Origin of the sequence: Acinetobacter portensis, assembly GCF_023158935.1 — a bacterium.
Classification (GTDB): Bacteria; Pseudomonadota; Gammaproteobacteria; order Pseudomonadales; family Moraxellaceae; genus Acinetobacter; species Acinetobacter faecalis.
The window spans coordinates 806,682-824,569 of sequence record NZ_CP096120.1 but is presented as its reverse complement, the minus strand read 5'-3'; the positions used below and the strand labels follow the sequence as shown (position 1 = coordinate 824,569).

The window sequence follows — 17,888 nt, the reverse complement described above, 5'->3', positions numbered from 1 at the left end:
CACAACCAGTTTTATTGGTGATGATTTACGAAGAAATTTAGCAATCTCTTCGCATTTCGCATAGTGTCAAATGTCGGAAATTAGTCTAATTTATAATCAAATTGGTAATTTTTTATTAACAACCGATTAAAAAATAGCTAAATGCTTTTATGCAGCATAACGTGTGTTTTTAAGAAGCTGTAAACCATTGGCTTGTGCCATAAATACATCTTTTAAGACAGCTTGGTTTTCTACCTGTTTTAAGCCGAAATTACGCGCCCAAACAATTGGGGAAAGTGTTGTTGTTTCCAACCATCCAATTGCCGACATTCCATGCATCATGGCGTCATTTTGACCTTTACGTAAATGTTCATAACGCTTTAGGGTTTGCTCGTGTGCCCAAACGCCACGCTTATAATCATGTAATAAAACATCACATAATATAGCTGCATCTAAACAACCAATATTTACACCTTGCCCTGCAAGCGGATGAATCACGTGTGCAGCATCACCAATAATTGCTAAACCTTCTTTCACATATTGCTGAGCAGCACGTGCTTTAAGCGGGAATTTAGCGCGTGGTGTTGCTTCTAAAATTTCACCCAACATATGATGGCTTTCACGTGTTAATAAAGCTTTAAAATCATCATCACTTAAGGCTGCATATTCATCTGCATAATCGTCTGGTAATGTCCAAACAATTGACTGCCAATAACCGTCTTGCTCTGCTTTTAAACTTGCCATTGGTAAAAATGCCAAAGGACCAGTTTCTAAGAAAATTTGTCGCGCAACATGCTGATGTGGCTGTGTTGTTCGAATTGCACAAGTTACGCCCGCCTGTTTGTAATCTAAAATATCTAAACCAATAAATGCCTGATCACGTACAAATGAGTTTGCACCATCTGCGCCAATTAATAGTTTGGTTTGAAGTTCTGTACCATCGGCAAGTTGAACATTCCAAACACCCACACCTTGTTCAATACGAGCAACTTTCACTTGTGTTCTATAATCTTGAACTTGCTCTAACATTTTTTTCTGAATGGCTAAATTCAAAATACTTGGTTCAACCATTGAACCTAAAGCTTGCTCTACATTTGGCGCTTGTTCAGATTGTTCACCAAAATTAATTTCGCCGTAGCCATTTTTATTCCAAACTTGCATACCGCTATAAGGCATTTGGCGTGCAAGATTATCCCAAACATCGGCTGTTTTAAGTAAATGAATGGTTGCTTGGCTTAATGCCAAAACACGTGGATTTGCTACAGCCAAAGTTTTTTCAGTATCTAAAATTGGGGCTGCATCTAAAACCGTGGCTTGTACGCCACCTTTGGCAAGTAATAAAGCGGTTAAACCACCAACTAAACCACCGCCAATAATGACAACATCTAGTATTTTTTCGGTTTTACTCATGCTTTTAGCCCCATTGCGTAGTTTGCAACTAATGGCTTAATACCTGGAATAAGGTCAAAAGCGAGCAAACCGGTATTGCGAATAAGTTTTAAGATTGGATTTTGATTACTAAAACCACGCACAACAGAATCACAGAATTTAATCACACGTTGTTGATCTGTTAAACGTGATTTCTCATAATCTAAAAGCATTGATGGTTCACCAATATCTTCCGATTTAGCCAGTTGCTCTGTTAAATAACGCACCAATACATAAGCATCACGCATGCATAAGTTAAAACCTTGCCCTGCAACAGGATGAATGGTATGAGCAGCATTACCCATTAGCACAACACGCCCTACCGCTTGTTTTTCTGCAAGTACTTGTGAAAGTGGGAAGCAGAAACGTTTGCCTGTTTTTTCAAATTTACCCGCGCGGTCGCCATAGGTTTCTTGTAAGGCATCTAAAAAGTGTTGATCATTTTCATCGCCCAACCATTCATCTTCTGTACCTTTTTTTACAGGCCAAACTACTGAGCGACGGTATTCACCTGGTAAAGGAAGTAATGCTAAAGGTCCTAAATGGCTAAAACGCTCAAAACCAACATGATCGTGAGGTTTTGATGTTTGAACAGTTGTCACTATGGCAACTTGATCATAATCATGTACAGATGCACCAACACCTAGTGCTTTACGGCAGAAAGAATCTCGACCATCTGCTGCTATAACAAGTTTTGCAGTAAGCGATAGTTTTTCGCCATCTCGCTCTGCTTCAATGTTTGCTTCATTTTCAGTTTGCGTAAGGGATGTCACTTTTACGCCATCAATCAGTTCAATATTTTTTTCTTTTTGAACTTGAGTAAGTAACACGCGACCTAACCATGCATTTTCAATGACTTGTCCAAAGCTTTCTACTTTTTCTTGTTCTGCTTTTAAACGTGCCTTACCAAAGCTACCTTGTTCTGTAATATGAACTTGTAAAATTGGTGTTGCATGTTCTTGTAGTGAATCCCATAAACCAAGTTCTTGATAAATTTGTACGCTACGGCGTGAAAGTGCGCTGTTTCGTGCATCAAAACTCGAATGATATGGTGCAAGATTTGCATCGTCATAATTTGGATATTTAATGGCTTCGAGTAGCTTCACTGCAATGTTTTGTTTAGCTAACATTAGGGATAAACTTAGCCCCACCATACCACCACCAACAATGATTACTTCTTGTTGCATGCCTGTATCCTTCTTATGCTGTTTTCGAGGTTTTGGCTCGAAATACCTAAAATCTTTAATGGATTTTATATTACCTTAAAGATGAGGTTTTTAATAATGGTTCCTGCAAAGAAGATTTTTTGATTCTCTAAAATATTTTATAAAAATTGTGGAACCGTCTTTAACAATTGATCGTTAAACATGATGAATCCATAAAAAGCCCAGATCGATAGGTCTGGACTTCTTATACAAACATAACAATATGATTTATATAAAATAAAAAATAGCTGTTATTCCCAAGTAGAAATGTCCTACCTAATAACCAAATAGAAATGTCCTATACAGGACTTTCCAAGTCAAGCACAGGATTCAGATTTCGTTCTTTGATTGCTGTTTTCTGTGCACGTCTACGTGGCATCTTTTGAGAACGATTACGTTTGTTTTGCTGTTCCAATTCTTCATGCTGTTGCTGGATATGAGCCAAGACTGAACCCAAACGTTTATTCTCAACGATCTCTCGCTGGTTGAGCTGACTTAACTTATCGAAGATGCTGTAATTGATCTTCCGACCTTGATGCTCAATCGCTACCGTACCATCAGGGTATTCCAGAAATTCAAGATATTTACCGATTAGCCTCTGATTTTCCTCTGTATTCTCCAGGAGATATACGCATTTATCATAAGTAATGGTCAAGCTATTCGTGACTCTACGGGGTTCACGCCAGGTAAAAACATCATCTAATTCCTCAGCTGTTTCAGTGACAGTCCGGTGTAGATCCTTGGGATTAAAAGCCATCTTGGCAAATTTACGATTAAACTGCTCGATAAAGTAGGGTAACCACTTATTCGCATCTGCAATCGAATTGATACCCTCCAGGCGCATTTCCTTGATCAGACGGTCCTGAAGGGTTCTGTTGGCACGTTCTACGCGACCTTTGGCCTGGGGTGAGTTAGCGAAGATGATATCGATATTGAGGGTACTGAGTACGCGTCCAAACTGGGTAATCTTGCTGTCTTTCTTGCTGCTTTGATTCACCCTAAAGACTGAATGTTTGTCGCTGTAAAACGCTAAAGGCTTACCATGCTGTTCAACATACAAGCGTGTCGAAATCATATAGTCAAAGGCTGATTCTGATTCACAGAAGCGTAAATGCTGCAATTTGCCTGTGGCATCATCGATAAAGACTAGCAGACAGCATTTAGCGGCTCTTCCTTCAAACCAGTCATGGTGTGAGCCATCGATTTGTACCAGTTCACCATAACAATCTCGGTTATATCGAGGCTGATATGGGCGTTTCAGGCGCTTGGAGCGAGGAATCCATAAATCGGCTGCAATCATCCAGCAACGCAGGGTTTCCACTGAAAGATCGAATCCATGAACGGTAGTGAGCTTTTCATGCGCTAAAGTGGGTCCGAAACCATGGAGTTGATCCGAAACAATATTGAGGCACTTGAGTCTGAGTTCTTCAGGAAGTTTGCAGTTGCTGGTTTGGCCACGACCAGCATGGGCTAATGCAGCTGGGCCTTGAGCTTTGTATTTCTGCAGTAAGCGTCTGATCTGACGTTCTGAAATATGAAGTAGCTGAGCAGCCTGGGATTGAGTTATGCGTTGATCGCAGATTTCCTGCAAGACCGACAATCGTTTAAGTTCTTTATCCGACATAGACACCAACATATCAAACCGTCCGCTTCAATAATCGCAAAAGTGCATATTCTAAAAGCGGACATTTTTACTTTGGAGAAACCGGACATTTCTATTTTGGGCTTACAATAGCATTTAGTATAAGGTGTATTATGTTAATTTTAGGAAATCTAAATACTCTTCTGATTCACACGTTTTAAAAGCTCTTCCGCACTTTCTACACGTTCAGAGTAACGATCAGTGAGATATGCTGACTGCCCTCTGGTTAAAAGCGTAAATTTATAAAGTTCTTCCATTACATCTACAATTCTTTGGTAATAAGAAGAAGGTTTCATACGACCATCTTCTTCAAACTCAAGAAATGCTTTAGGAACTGAGGACTGATTGGGTATCGTAATCATACGCATCCAACGTCCTAAAATACGCAATTGATTTACAGCATTAAACGACTGTGAACCGCCACATACTTGCATCACAGCTAAAGTTTTACCTTGCGTTGCACGTATTGCACCTGCTGCTAATGGAATCCAATCAATTTGAGCTTTCAATATTGAACTCATTGAGCCATGACGCTCAGGAGAACACCAAACCATGCCCTCTGACCATGCTAAGAGTTCATGTAGTTCTTTCACCCTTGGATGTTGCATATCACCATCTTCAGGGAGAGGTAGCCCTTTAGGATGGAAAATTTTCACTTCCGCACCAAAATACTCAAGGATTCGACCAGCTTCCTGAACAGCTAAACGGCTATATGATCTCTCACGATTTGAGCCATACAGAAGCAGTATTCTTGGTGGATGTTCAAGCTTCTTTGCCTGAACTTTTTCTAAACTCGGTTTTTCTAAAAGACTAAGATCAATATTGGGTAAGTTCATTCAACTCATGCCTATTTAAATACTTTTTTTCTCAGCCATAGTGATACGATCACTAAAGCAATCAATACAGGTACTTCTACAAGTGGGCCAATCACGGTAGTGAAAGCGACAGGTGAAGCTAATCCAAAAGTGGCAATGGCTACAGCAAGTGCTAATTCAAAATTGTTGCCTGCCGCAGTAAAGGAAATAGCAGTCGTTTTAGGGTAATCATTGCCCATCCACTTACTCATAAAGAAGCTGATGAAGAACATTGCAACAAAATAGATCGTCAAAGGAATAGCAATTCTAAGCACGTCTAGAGGAAGGCTGACGACTTCGCTACCTTTCAGGCTAAACATCGCCACAATGGTGAATAAAAGGGCGATAAGACTCATTGGGCTGATTTTTGGAATAAATTTATCTTGATACCAATTCAAACCTTTGTTTTTAACTAAAATTAATCGAGTTAAAAAGCCGAGTAAGAACGGGATGCCGAGATAAATCAGTACAGCTTGGGTGATTGTCCAAAAACCCACATCAATAATTTGTGCTTCTACCCCAAAAAATGGTGGTAAGAAGGTCAAGAACAACCAAGCATAGGTACTAAAGAATAAAATTTGGAAGATACTGTTAAATGCCACTAAGGCTGCCACATACTGATTATCCCCACCTGCCAAGTTATTCCAAACCAAGACCATCGCAATACATCGGGCTAAACCAATCAGAATGAGACCAGTCATGTATTCGGGATAGGCGTGCAAAAAAATAATTGCCAAACCAAACATTAAGCAAGGTGCAATTAGCCAGTTTTGAATAAGAGACAATGTAAGGGTTCGCTTGTCCTCAAAGACTTTAGGCAAGGTCGCATAGTCTACTTTGGCAAGTGGTGGATACATCATCAAAATAAGCCCTATAGCGATAGGGATATTTACTGAATTAATGCTTAATTGATCGAGCACCACAGATATTTGAGGGAAAAACACCCCAACACCTACGCCTAATGCCATGGCAATAAAGATCCATAACGTAAGGTTACGATCTAAAAATGAGAGTTTGGATGCGGACATTCAATTACTCACATTGCATAGAAATAGATAAATTGCTCGAAGGTATATTCAATACCTCATCCTTTAAAACATTAAGGATAGAAGTTGCCCATACTGGTAAATCTGGATTTAAACGGTAATACACCCATTGTCCCTTACGCTCATCTAGCAAAATTGAGAGGTTACGGAGTAAAGCCAAGTGACGAGAAATTTTGGGTTGGCTCAGTTGTAAGATCTCTGTGATTTCACAAACACATACATTTTGTCTTGCTAAAATAATTTTTAAAATATCTAGACGTGTCGGGTCAGATAGGCATTTAAAGAAATCTGCTTGATTCATAATCTACACTCTAATATATGCTATTGCGAATATACGCATATCCATATATAAATGCAATATTATTAAGTTCTGAGTTAATCCAATGTCATCAAAAGTTAAGATCTATCACAACCCTGCTTGCGGAACATCAAGAAATACACTGGCTTTAATTCGAAATACCGGAGAGGAACCTGAAATTATTGAGTATCTTCTCAACCCTCCGAGCAAGAGAGAACTGATTAATTTAATTGAAAAATCAGGTCTTTCTGTACATGAAGCTATTCGTAAAAATGTAGAACCTTTTGAAACTCATAAATTGGATCAGCCACACTGGACAGATGAACAGCTCATTAATTTTATGCTTGAGTATCCAATTTTGATTAATCGTCCATTTGTGGTGACTGAGTTAGGCGTAAGACTATGTCGACCATCTGAACTCGTTTTAGATATTTTGTCTGCACCTCAACTTGGTGCTTTTATCAAAGAAGATGGTGAGATCATCATTAATAAAGATGGCAAGCGGATTTAATAAATCCGCTTCATTTAACATAAAATTTCTTATACAAAATAATATTGTAAGCCCAAAATAGAAATGTCCGGTTTCTCCAAAGTAAAAATGTCCGCTTTTAGAATATGCACTTTTGCGATTATTGAAGCGGACGGTTTGATATGTTGGTGTCTATGTCGGATAAAGAACTTAAACGATTGTCGGTCTTGCAGGAAATCTGCGATCAACGCATAACTCAATCCCAGGCTGCTCAGCTACTTCATATTTCAGAACGTCAGATCAGACGCTTACTGCAGAAATACAAAGCTCAAGGCCCAGCTGCATTAGCCCATGCTGGTCGTGGCCAAACCAGCAACTGCAAACTTCCTGAAGAACTCAGACTCAAGTGCCTCAATATTGTTTCGGATCAACTCCATGGTTTCGGACCCACTTTAGCGCATGAAAAGCTCACTACCGTTCATGGATTCGATCTTTCAGTGGAAACCCTGCGTTGCTGGATGATTGCAGCCGATTTATGGATTCCTCGCTCCAAGCGCCTGAAACGCCCATATCAGCCTCGATATAACCGAGATTGTTATGGTGAACTGGTACAAATCGATGGCTCACACCATGACTGGTTTGAAGGAAGAGCCGCTAAATGCTGTCTGCTAGTCTTTATCGATGATGCCACAGGCAAATTGCAGCATTTACGCTTCTGTGAATCAGAATCAGCCTTTGACTATATGATTTCGACACGCTTGTATGTTGAACAGCATGGTAAGCCTTTAGCGTTTTACAGCGACAAACATTCAGTCTTTAGGGTGAATCAAAGCAGCAAGAAAGACAGCAAGATTACCCAGTTTGGACGCGTACTCAGTACCCTCAATATCGATATCATCTTCGCTAACTCACCCCAGGCCAAAGGTCGCGTAGAACGTGCCAACAGAACCCTTCAGGACCGTCTGATCAAGGAAATGCGCCTGGAGGGTATCAATTCGATTGCAGATGCGAATAAGTGGTTACCCTACTTTATCGAGCAGTTTAATCGTAAATTTGCCAAGATGGCTTTTAATCCCAAGGATCTACACCGGACTGTCACTGAAACAGCTGAGGAATTAGATGATGTTTTTACCTGGCGTGAACCCCGTAGAGTCACGAATAGCTTGACCATTACTTATGATAAATGCGTATATCTCCTGGAGAATACAGAGGAAAATCAGAGGCTAATCGGTAAATATCTTGAATTTCTGGAATACCCTGATGGTACGGTAGCGATTGAGCATCAAGGTCGGAAGATCAATTACAGCATCTTCGATAAGTTAAGTCAGCTCAACCAGCGAGAGATCGTTGAGAATAAACGTTTGGGTTCAGTCTTGGCTCATATCCAGCAACAGCATGAAGAATTGGAACAGCAAAACAAACGTAATCGTTCTCAAAAGATGCCACGTAGACGTGCACAGAAAACAGCAATCAAAGAACGAAATCTGAATCCTGTGCTTGACTTGGAAAGTCCTGTATAGGACATTTCTATTTGGTTATTAGGTAGGACATTTCTACTTGGGAATAACAAATATCACGCCATCAAAGCTTCTATTTCTTCTACAGTCTTCACCACATTCTTTGTTAAAACGAGTGGACCATTTTTGGTTACCACAACATCATCTTCAATACGAATACCAATGCCACGCCATTTTTCATCTACAGTTGAATCATCAGGGGCAATATAAAGACCAGGTTCAATCGTAACCACCATACCTTCGGCATAATTACGCCAGTGACTATTCATTTTATATGAACCAACATCATGCACATCCATGCCTAACCAATGCCCTGTTCCATGCATATAAAACTGACGATAACTTTCACTTGCAATAATTTGTTCTAAATCGCCTTGCATAATGCCCAAATCAAGTAAACCTTGAACCAATATTTTTACCGCAACATTGTGTGGCTCTTTATATGAATTACCAATTCTGACTGCATCAATTGCAGCAATTTGCGAATCTAAAATAATATTATATAAAGCTTTTTGTTCTGGACTAAATTTACCATTTACAGGAAAAGTACGTGTAATGTCAGATGCATAAAGTTGATATTCACATGCCGCATCAATCAACACTAAATCACCATCTTTGAGTTCTTGATCATTTTCTACATAATGCAAAATACATGCATTTTCACCGCCACCAACTATGCTGTTATATGCAGGTACGCAACCATTTTTACCAAATACATAATTTAATTCTGCTTCTAAAGCATATTCCATCATGCCGGGTTTAACGGCTTTCATAGCACGTGTATGTGCTTCTGCGCTAATGTCTGATGCAATTTGCATTAGCTCAATTTCATCGGCAGATTTATGCAAGCGCATTTCATCAACAATTCGGTTTAACTGAATTAAACGTGCAGGTGTATTAAAACCACCGCGCTGTTGTTCTTCAGCTTTTTTAACCCATTTTGCAACACGAATATCAAAGTCTGCATCGTGTCCTATACGGTAAAAAACTTTATCTTTATCTGTTAGTTTTCCAATAATTTCTTCATCTAAGCTTTCAATAGCAAAAGCTTCATCTGCTTCATAATTTTCTATTGCGCCATCTATACCTGCGCGGTAACCGTTCCAAATTTCCATTTCACGGTTTCGTTCGCGACAAAAAAGGCTATAACAATAACCCTCTTCTTCTGTATCAAAAGTTTCAATAACTGCAACAGCTTCAGGTTCAGCAAAACCTGTTAAATAAAAGAAACTGCTGTCTGCTCGGTATTTATAATCGGCATCGTTATTACGCATAGCAACGGGACTTGTTGCAATAATCGCAATACTTCGCAACCCCATTTCACCTGCAAGAATGTCACGACGCTCTTGAAAGTGTTCTTGAGTCAATTTCTTCATTTACAGTCACTTCTTTTTTTGAATTGTTGATATATTTTGTTGCAATTAAATTCACACTTTAAATAGTGCTAAAAATATGAATAATCATGCAACAAAATACATTAAAAACTTACTAAATTAACTAGGACGATTTGGCGTAAACATTTCAACTGCATTTGTAATATCTGCTGCTTTCGCTTGTGATTTTTTAGCAGGAAAGTTTTGCAATAATGGTGTTTCATCAATTGCAACTTTTTTACGACCCATTGCTAAACTTACAGGAATTAAACGCACAAATTCGTATAACTCTTGGTAGCTTTCTTCACCTTCATCATCGTCGTCTGAATCTTCAAACTCAACAGCAGCAACGTCTTGAAGGTTTTCAATAAGTTCTTGTTCATCTGTACGAATATGCCCAGATGCCAAGCCAAAACCGAGTACAACGCCCGCACACCAGTCTGCTAAAGCTTGCACACGCTCAGATAATGCATGTTCATCATCTGGTAGCATTGGTAAATAGTCGAGTTCATCTTCAGATAAAGCATGCGAAACATCTTCACCTTCAGTTTCAAGTAACTCTAAAGCTTCAGGACTAAGCTCTGGAACTTCTAAAGTTTCAAGAATTTTAATCCACTCTTCACGTGTAGGTGCTTGTGTAATACACACAATTCCTGTCAATAAACCGTGTAACTCAGTTGGGCTAGAAATCTCTTCAATACCCTTAAAATTGAGGTCCCAATCTGACCAACCTGAAATATCGTCTTGCATTCGTTTATCCAATCTCTATACTTCTTATATATTACCTTTGTTTGCAACACTGTGCGACTACGATATGTTAGAAGAATTACAGCGTCTACAAGCGCATGTTCGTGTTCTTAAAACACGACTTGCTGAATTTGAATCTGAAAATCAGACTTTATCTGAAGCTCAGTTAACTTCGAATCAACAGCATCAGGCTCAAATTGAGCAAAAAAATGAAACTATAAACAGCAAAGAAGAAGAGATAAAAAGTCTTACAGATCAATTAAGCTCTTCTCAAACGCAATTAAAACAGTTGAATGATGATGCAATAACGCTTGCAGATCGTTATAGCCGTTTGGAAAAAAGCTGCACAGATTTAAAAAATCGTTTTCAAGAAATTCTTGCTGAGCGTAATGAATTACGTGTTGTGAAAGAGAAATTGCAAAATGAGCAACGTCATTCAAATCAAGAAATTCAAGCTTTGAAAAATGAACGTGATCGTTTATTACAAAAAAATGAACATGCAAAAGCGAAAGTAGAAGCCATTATTCAACGTCTTTCTATTTTAGGTACAGCGCAAGATCAACACGCACAAGAAATTCAGCAACTTGCCCACCCGTCCGATGCAAGCGAGGAAGCATAAATGAGCGAGCAAATTCCTATCGATCTTAAAGTTTTAGGTCATAGTTTTCGTTTAGCAACGACAAGTGATCAACAAGCTGATTTAGAACGTGCTGCTGATTTATTGAATGAAAAATATAATGATTTTCGTCGTAAAGCTCCACGTATGGAACCAAGTAAACTCACCATTATGGTTGCTTTGGAACTCATGCAAGAAGTTTTAGCAATGAATAAATCTATTCAAGAATATGAACATTGCGAACGTTTACTTTCGACTATTTTAGAAGATGTTAAAGAATTTTCTTAATAAATAGATTTATTGCATAAAGACTATGCAATTGAAACGTATGTTTACATGAATAAAGCCCGTTTAGTTTAATCAGCGGGCTTTATTCGTTATAATGGATTTACTCTGAGATGTTCGCCAGTGAGTCTATATCCCTGCCGATACTTATATCTCCGGATACGGTCTATATATTTAGAGTGTATGCCTGCCTTGTGTAGGAAACCCAGCAAGTATATGGCCTTGTCCACCTTGAACTCATCGGGTTCAGGGTAACGACATGCAGCGGCATTTTCGGAGCCTTATTTTTATAATTATTCTAAATTTCCATATCAATTAATTTCCCTTCATTTTAAAATTCCTAAATTCATTCCAAATTTAAATTATTGTTATACGTCTATTTTTTATTAAATATAAAAAAGCCCACATTTCGTGAGCTTTAATTTTTTAAAATAATGACTATCTACTTTAAATTAAACCTTTAACCAAAAAGAAAGTTCCAACAATCACCAATAATACAGCAAAGCATTTTTTGAGTATTTGTGGCGATAATGCATGTGCTACTTTCGCACCTAATTTGGCAGTAAAGAAGCTCATAACACTAATGCCGAAAAAGGCATAGATATGTACAAAGCCAATGGTGTTAGGAATATTTACTTGCTGATTCATACCAAAAATCATAAAGCCTAATGCGCCTGCAATCGCAATGGGTAAACCACATGCAGCAGATGTGCCTACTGCTTTTTGCATAACCACACCATAACGAGTTAAATAAGGCACAGTTAAACTACCACCACCAATACCAAATATTGCAGAAGCACCACCAATCACCGAACCCGCCATAACTTGCTTAGCCGATGAAGGTAATGTATTTGTGGAATCCACTACCTTTTTAGCACCTACAAACATGGTATATGCAACCCAAATTAGAAACACGCCTACAATTAGTTGAAGATGAATTCCTGAAAGCCAACCTGCAAGTCCTGCTCCAAAAAAACAGCCTATTGCCATTGGAAGAGCAAGATTTTTAAATACAGGCCAAATCACTGCACCATTTTTATGATGCGCCATTAACGAACTAATAGATGTGACCACAATAGTCGCTAACGATGTTCCTAAAGCCAAATGCATAATAACATCAGGGCTATAGTCCATTTGGGTAAAAACAATAAATAACAACGGTACGATAATCGTTCCACCACCAACACCAAAAAGTCCTGCTGCAAATCCTGCAAGCGCACCAATGGCTAAGAAAATAATAAGTTCCACGAAATAATAACTTCACGATTTAAGATGAGTTTTAATGATTTTGTAGATGATTATGCATCTACAAATTTAAGCGGTTTCGAGTTGACCAACTTGATGATAAGCCCGATTAAAATAAACCAAACTTTCATCTTGCTGACTTTGTTTAATTGCAACAACACGACACATAAAAACGCTATGTGTTCCAACTTCTTGAATTTGTTCAATCTCACAATCGAAGCTAACCAAAGCATCTTCTAAAACAGGTGAACTTGTTTCCAATGTTGTCCATGCACCTAACTTAAAGCGATCTTCCGAACTTAATTTACTTGATGCAAATGCATTAGAAATTTGTTCGTGCTGTGTACCTAGAACATTGACACACAACGTTTTATTTTCAATAAAATGTGCATGCGAACGAGATGCTTGATTCATACAAACCAATAATGTCGGTGGTGTATCTGTAACGCTACATACCGCAGAAGCAGTAAAACCATGAAGACCCGATGCACCTTCTGTTGTCACCACATTCACCGCAGTTGTTAACAAAGACATTGCATTTCTAAAGTCTGTTGCTTCAATCATCTCTACTATCCTAAATTTACGATCACTTATCTCTAGATGACATAAAGGTGTTTTTAGTTAAAGAACAAACCACCTTTATGCCTCTTGAGATCCGCCAGAATTAAGCTGTTAATTCTTTGCGAATAATTTCTGCGCCTGCACTTAAAGCATTTAATTTGCCACGTGCAACTTCACGCGCTAATGGTGCCATACCACAGTTTGTTGATGGGTACAGTTTATCTGCATCTACAAATTGAAGTGCTTTACGAAGTGTATTTGCAACCTCTTCAGGTGTTTCAACTTGGTTTGTTGCAACATCAATTGCACCCACCATCACTTTTTTACCGCGAATTAATTCAATTAAATCCATCGGTACACGTGAGTTTTGACATTCGAGTGAGATGATATCAATTTTAGACTGTTGAAGCTTAGGAAAAGCCTCTTCATATTGACGCCACTCTGAACCTAAAGTCTTTTTCCAATCTGTATTTGCTTTAATACCGTAGCCATAGCAAATATGAACCGCAGTTTCACATTTAAGACCTTCTAGCGCACGCTCTAAAGTAGCAACACCCCAATCATTTACTTCATCAAAGAATACGTTAAATGCTGGCTCATCGAACTGAATGATATCTACACCTGCCGCTTCAAGTTCACGCGCTTCTTGGTTTAAAATTTTTGCAAACTCCCAAGCCAGCTTCTCACGACTTTTATAATGACCATCGTACAAAGTATCAATCATAGTCATTGGACCAGGGAGCGCCCATTTAATCGGTTGATCTGTTTGGCTACGTAAAAACTTAGCATCTTCAACAAATACAGGCTTTTGACGAGATACAGCACCCACAACAGACGGCACACTTGCATCATAACGATTACGAATTCGAACTGTTTCGCGCTTTTGAAAATCCACACCATCTAAATGCTCAATAAATGTGGTCACGAAATGCTGACGAGTCTGCTCACCATCGCTCACAATATTAATGCCTGCATGCACTTGTTCTTGTAATGACAAGCGCAAAGCATCTTGTTTCGCTTCGAGCAATTGCTCGCCTTCTAATTTCCAAGGCGACCAAAGTTTCTCTGGTTCTGCAAGCCAAGATGGTTTTGGTAAGCTGCCCGCTGTTGATGTTGGTAATAAAATTGCCATTTAAAAATCTTCTATATTCGTGTTCAGTCAATATTTGGTAAATTAAGCGGCTTCGCTTTGATTCGTGTTATTTACAGTAAAATTCGCAGCCCATTTTTCAAGAATTTCTTGATAAGGCTTAATGAAGTTTTCTTCTGTCCACTTCCCTTGTTTTACTGCCAATTGACCACGTTCAACACGGTCATAAACAATTCGTGTTAATGAATAATCTTGGTAGTTTAAGCTTGGCTGATAAACCAATCCTGCAGCAGAGTTAGTGTTATAAATTTCTGGACGATAAATTTTTTGGAAACTTTCCATTGTGCTAATTGCACTAATTAATTCGAAATCTGTGTAATCACGTAATAAATCACCAGCAAAGTAGAATGCTAAAGGTGCATTACCATTTTCTGGCTTGAAGTAACGTACACGTAAGCCCATTTTTGCAAAGTATTCATCTGTTCGTGAATATTCATCATTTGTGTATTCAACACCTAACACAGGATGCACATTTGCAGTACGGAAATACGTTTTAGATGTTGAAACACTTAAACAAATTACAGGTTGTTTGCTAAATTCAGCTTTAAATACTTCAGAATTCACTAAATGCTGATAAAGCTTGCCATGTAAATCACCAAAGTCTTCAGGTTTTTCACCTACGCCACAGCCTAATTGAGGCAATACAACGCTAAAGTCATAATCACGTACGTAAGATGAAAAGCTATTACCAATCATGCCTTCAATGCGTTCATTGGTTTTATGATCTGTAATTGTGCTTTTGAGCATTTCAATAAATGGGAAAGTTTTGCCATTACCTTCAATGTCAATTTCCGCAGAAATAATATCAATTTCAAGTGAATAACGGTCTGCTTTAGGATTATCTACACTTGCTAAAGAATTAAAGCGGTTGTTGATCATTGCAATTGTGCGACGAAGGTTTTCCTCACGGCTTTCACCACGCGCCAAATTGGCAAAGTTCGTGGTTAAACGCGTATTGTTTGCTGGCTCGTAGTTCTCATCAAAACGAATACGCTTAATTGAACATTCAAACTTATTACTCATGGAGATACACCCTAAATTTTTATAAAAAGCTAAATTTCTGTATGGGTGTATTTAAGCTTGATTCAAAACATGAGTAAAACGATATAAATTCAACAAAACATGAGAGATATTCATGTTCGCTATTTTTAAGCATGAGAAAAATTTCAATCTAACAATATTTTCAGCAAACATTCAAATAAAGTAGAAAACTAATTGTCATTTATTCAAAAGAAACAATCATTATCAACAATCATGAATTTGCTTCATTTTAAACTTAGAAAATATCAGCATATTCACAGGTTTTACACTCGTTCATAGTCCTAAAATATACGTTGTTTTTATAAATTTTATGATTATGTCTAACAAGCTTGAACGACAAAAACTAAGCCTTCCTACAGGTCATGACAAACTTTTACTTCATTCATGTTGTGCTCCGTGCTCGGGTGAAGTAATGGAAACATTAATAGAATCTGGTATAGATTTTTCAATATTTTTCTACAATCCCAATATTCATCCTGTTAAAGAATATGAAATTCGTAAAGAAGAAAATATTCGCTTTGCGCAAAAACATAACATTCCATTTATTGATTGTGACTACGACACAGACAATTGGTTTGAACGTGCTAAAGGCATGGAAAATGAACCTGAAAAAGGTATTCGGTGCACCATGTGTTTTGATATGCGCTTTGAACGTACCGCATTATATGCAGCTGAAAATGGCTTTAGCTTAATTAGCAGCTCATTAGGTATTTCACGCTGGAAAAATATGCAGCAAATTAATGATTGTGGACATCGTTCCGCTTCACATTATGAAGGCATTCGCTACTGGGATTATAACTGGCGTAAACACGGTGGCGCTGTACGTATGCTAGAAATTAGTAAGAAAGAAGAATTCTATCAACAAGAATATTGTGGTTGCGTATATTCACTTCGAGATACCAACCGTTGGCGTAAAAGCCAAGGTCGTGACCGAATAAAACTTGGCGTTAAATTTTATTCAAATGCTATGGATGATGAGCAATAAATTTAGCTTCCATTTACATACCAATTTTTCCAAGAACTGGTTCCACGAACTTCAATAGCAACTGTTGGAATCAGTTTCTCTTTTAAAATATTAGTTTGCCCAACTGCTTGTGCTAATCGAGCCTTTACAGAATGAATGCACTCTCTATCACCAAATTCACATCTATCTAAACTCGTTCCACCACAAGGTCCATTCGCCAAACCTTTAGGACAAGTTTCAGGGCAAATATATAAAGTATCGCCTAGTCTGCACTGCCCACAACTTTCACAGCCCACTACACCATGCTTTGTTAAAAACTCTGTTTTCATTAAAGCCTTGGTTGCAGTTCTACTTTTCCAAAGTGGTGCATCAAACACAAAACGTCCAAATCCTTTGGCAACTTTAGATTCGAACAAAGCAGCATGCATTAAATGTAATTGTTGATATTTGATTCTTTCGGAAGATGTCACAGCACGTGAAAAGTAAGCTAATTCAGGTTTAAATTCATCACCTGTTTTTATTTGCCAAAGTTCATTCCAAAGTAATTCAAGTTCAGACAACTCTAAATCACGATATTCATCAATATATTGTTCAAGCAATATTTGCTCTTCTGGCTTATGACATGCAGATAAATGCACACCAGCAAAACCTATTTTTTTACAAATCAAAATTTGTAAAGCGCAGCGCATATGAGCATTATTCGATAATCCTTGTTGCTTCTCGTGCTCTAAAACTTTCAGCATGTGCGGACTAATAACAATACCTGCAACTTTATGCTTTACCATAAACTTCGCACGTGCCAAATTGAGTGGCATTACACAAGCAAGTATTTTTTGTGAATAATCATATTTCTTTAAAAATAATTGCGCCTGTTTTAATGCTGCAATGTCATATCCCAATTGGGTAATAATGAAATCTGCACCTGCTTTTATTTTTTTATGTAATTTCAAATATTGTGCATCGCGCTCGGCTTCTGCATATTTAAAAGGATTAAATGCAACGCCAATATTGAAATCACCTTGCTTTTTGGCTGCCATCACTGCATTTACAGATTCTAAATAACGGCTTCGTAAAGCGCCATTTTTACCATCTTCATGTTCTTTTAATTTATCGCCCGTAAGCAATAATAGATTTTTTATATGTGCTGTTTTCGCTTGCTTTAAAAACAATTCAAAGTCTTTAATATCTCGACCTTTGCCTGAAAAATGAATCACTTTTTCAACTGAGTTTGAATAGTTTTCACTCGCTTCTAATGGCAAAATATCATGATCTGAATGCACTCGATCTGCTAATGTCATTACAGCCGGATATCCTGCAAATACAGTTTTAGTTGGAAAAACCTCTGTTAATGACGTGAGGTATTCCACGAGTACACAAAATTGATTTTGCTGAAAATAGGAAGATAGTTGTGACATAAATAGGCAGTTTTACAATCATCAATAGATGAAAGTTCCAAATTATAAATTAA

Annotated in this window: 18 protein-coding genes and 1 other RNA gene; 6 read left to right on the top strand and 13 right to left on the bottom strand. The window is 38.0% G+C overall.

Going from position 1 to position 17,888, the window contains the following annotated elements:
- Nucleotides 1-147 precede the first annotated feature (147 nt).
- The 6 genes from MZO21_RS04185 to MZO21_RS04160 form a co-directional block, all read right to left on the bottom strand.
- Entirely contained in the window at nucleotides 148-1,389 is a 1,242-nt protein-coding gene (locus MZO21_RS04185) for an FAD-dependent monooxygenase (protein ID WP_248103485.1), read from the bottom strand.
- Nucleotides 1,386-2,594, bottom strand: a complete 1,209-nt coding sequence (gene ubiH, locus MZO21_RS04180) for a 2-octaprenyl-6-methoxyphenyl hydroxylase (protein ID WP_154772564.1) — start codon at nucleotides 2,592-2,594, stop codon at nucleotides 1,386-1,388. The genes MZO21_RS04185 and ubiH overlap by 4 nt, the downstream gene beginning before the upstream one ends.
- A gap of 316 nt (nucleotides 2,595-2,910) precedes the next feature.
- Nucleotides 2,911-4,236, bottom strand: coding sequence for an ISNCY family transposase (locus tag MZO21_RS04175; RefSeq protein ID WP_248129642.1), 1,326 nt, complete (start codon nucleotides 4,234-4,236; stop codon nucleotides 2,911-2,913).
- A 149-nt stretch (nucleotides 4,237-4,385) separates the two neighbouring features.
- The gene (gene arsH, locus MZO21_RS04170; RefSeq protein ID WP_154772563.1) at nucleotides 4,386-5,090 is read right to left on the bottom strand and encodes an arsenical resistance protein ArsH; all 705 of its coding nucleotides are present in this window, start codon (nucleotides 5,088-5,090) and stop codon (nucleotides 4,386-4,388) included.
- A gap of 11 nt (nucleotides 5,091-5,101) precedes the next feature.
- Entirely contained in the window at nucleotides 5,102-6,136 is a 1,035-nt protein-coding gene (arsB, locus tag MZO21_RS04165; protein ID WP_154772562.1) for an ACR3 family arsenite efflux transporter, read from the bottom strand.
- A gap of 4 nt (nucleotides 6,137-6,140) precedes the next feature.
- On the bottom strand, nucleotides 6,141-6,455 hold the full coding sequence (locus MZO21_RS04160; RefSeq protein ID WP_154772561.1) for an ArsR/SmtB family transcription factor: 315 nt from the start codon (nucleotides 6,453-6,455) through the stop codon (nucleotides 6,141-6,143).
- 82 nt (nucleotides 6,456-6,537) lie between these two features.
- Here MZO21_RS04160 and arsC point away from each other — a divergent pair, with 82 nt between their 5' ends.
- Nucleotides 6,538-6,963: an arsenate reductase (glutaredoxin) gene (gene arsC, locus MZO21_RS04155; RefSeq protein WP_248104221.1), complete on the top strand. Its 426-nt coding sequence runs from the start codon at nucleotides 6,538-6,540 to the stop codon at nucleotides 6,961-6,963.
- 152 nt (nucleotides 6,964-7,115) lie between these two features.
- Nucleotides 7,116-8,441, top strand: coding sequence for an ISNCY family transposase (locus tag MZO21_RS04150; RefSeq protein ID WP_248129642.1), 1,326 nt, complete (start codon nucleotides 7,116-7,118; stop codon nucleotides 8,439-8,441).
- A gap of 53 nt (nucleotides 8,442-8,494) precedes the next feature.
- Here MZO21_RS04150 and pepP read toward each other — a convergent pair whose 3' ends face one another.
- Nucleotides 8,495-9,814: a Xaa-Pro aminopeptidase gene (pepP, locus tag MZO21_RS04145; protein ID WP_154772559.1), complete on the bottom strand. Its 1,320-nt coding sequence runs from the start codon at nucleotides 9,812-9,814 to the stop codon at nucleotides 8,495-8,497.
- A 117-nt stretch (nucleotides 9,815-9,931) separates the two neighbouring features.
- Nucleotides 9,932-10,561, bottom strand: coding sequence for a UPF0149 family protein (locus MZO21_RS04140; protein ID WP_248103921.1), 630 nt, complete (start codon nucleotides 10,559-10,561; stop codon nucleotides 9,932-9,934).
- Between the two features lie 64 nt (nucleotides 10,562-10,625).
- Here MZO21_RS04140 and MZO21_RS04135 point away from each other — a divergent pair, with 64 nt between their 5' ends.
- The 3 genes from MZO21_RS04135 to ssrS all read left to right on the top strand — a co-directional run bounded on the left by MZO21_RS04135 (nucleotide 10,626) and on the right by ssrS (nucleotide 11,743).
- Nucleotides 10,626-11,177, top strand: coding sequence for a hypothetical protein (locus tag MZO21_RS04135; RefSeq protein ID WP_154772557.1), 552 nt, complete (start codon nucleotides 10,626-10,628; stop codon nucleotides 11,175-11,177).
- Nucleotides 11,178-11,462 (top strand): cell division protein ZapA, encoded by a 285-nt coding sequence (locus MZO21_RS04130; RefSeq protein ID WP_154772556.1) that lies wholly within the window; start codon nucleotides 11,178-11,180, stop codon nucleotides 11,460-11,462.
- A 99-nt stretch (nucleotides 11,463-11,561) separates the two neighbouring features.
- A non-coding RNA gene (gene ssrS / locus MZO21_RS04125) (6S RNA) lies at nucleotides 11,562-11,743 on the top strand.
- A gap of 163 nt (nucleotides 11,744-11,906) precedes the next feature.
- On the opposite strand, the gene MZO21_RS04120 is transcribed toward ssrS, so the two are convergent.
- The 4 genes from MZO21_RS04120 to MZO21_RS04105 form a co-directional block, all read right to left on the bottom strand.
- On the bottom strand, nucleotides 11,907-12,707 hold the full coding sequence (locus tag MZO21_RS04120; RefSeq protein WP_171501344.1) for a sulfite exporter TauE/SafE family protein: 801 nt from the start codon (nucleotides 12,705-12,707) through the stop codon (nucleotides 11,907-11,909).
- A 66-nt stretch (nucleotides 12,708-12,773) separates the two neighbouring features.
- A complete protein-coding gene (locus tag MZO21_RS04115) occupies nucleotides 12,774-13,268 on the bottom strand; it encodes a flavin reductase (RefSeq protein ID WP_154773423.1) in 495 nt (164 codons plus the stop codon).
- A 100-nt stretch (nucleotides 13,269-13,368) separates the two neighbouring features.
- Complete coding sequence (locus MZO21_RS04110; RefSeq protein ID WP_154773422.1) at nucleotides 13,369-14,397, bottom strand: methionine synthase; 1,029 nt, start codon at nucleotides 14,395-14,397, stop codon at nucleotides 13,369-13,371.
- A gap of 42 nt (nucleotides 14,398-14,439) precedes the next feature.
- The gene (locus MZO21_RS04105; RefSeq protein ID WP_154773421.1) at nucleotides 14,440-15,438 is read right to left on the bottom strand and encodes a putative oxygenase MesX; all 999 of its coding nucleotides are present in this window, start codon (nucleotides 15,436-15,438) and stop codon (nucleotides 14,440-14,442) included.
- A gap of 334 nt (nucleotides 15,439-15,772) precedes the next feature.
- Here MZO21_RS04105 and MZO21_RS04100 point away from each other — a divergent pair, with 334 nt between their 5' ends.
- A complete protein-coding gene (locus MZO21_RS04100) occupies nucleotides 15,773-16,441 on the top strand; it encodes an epoxyqueuosine reductase QueH (protein ID WP_154773420.1) in 669 nt (222 codons plus the stop codon).
- Nucleotides 16,442-16,443: 2 nt separating this feature from the next.
- Here MZO21_RS04100 and MZO21_RS04095 read toward each other — a convergent pair whose 3' ends face one another.
- A complete protein-coding gene (locus MZO21_RS04095; RefSeq protein ID WP_154773419.1) occupies nucleotides 16,444-17,835 on the bottom strand; it encodes a methylenetetrahydrofolate reductase C-terminal domain-containing protein in 1,392 nt (463 codons plus the stop codon).
- Nucleotides 17,836-17,888: the final 53 nt, after the last annotated feature.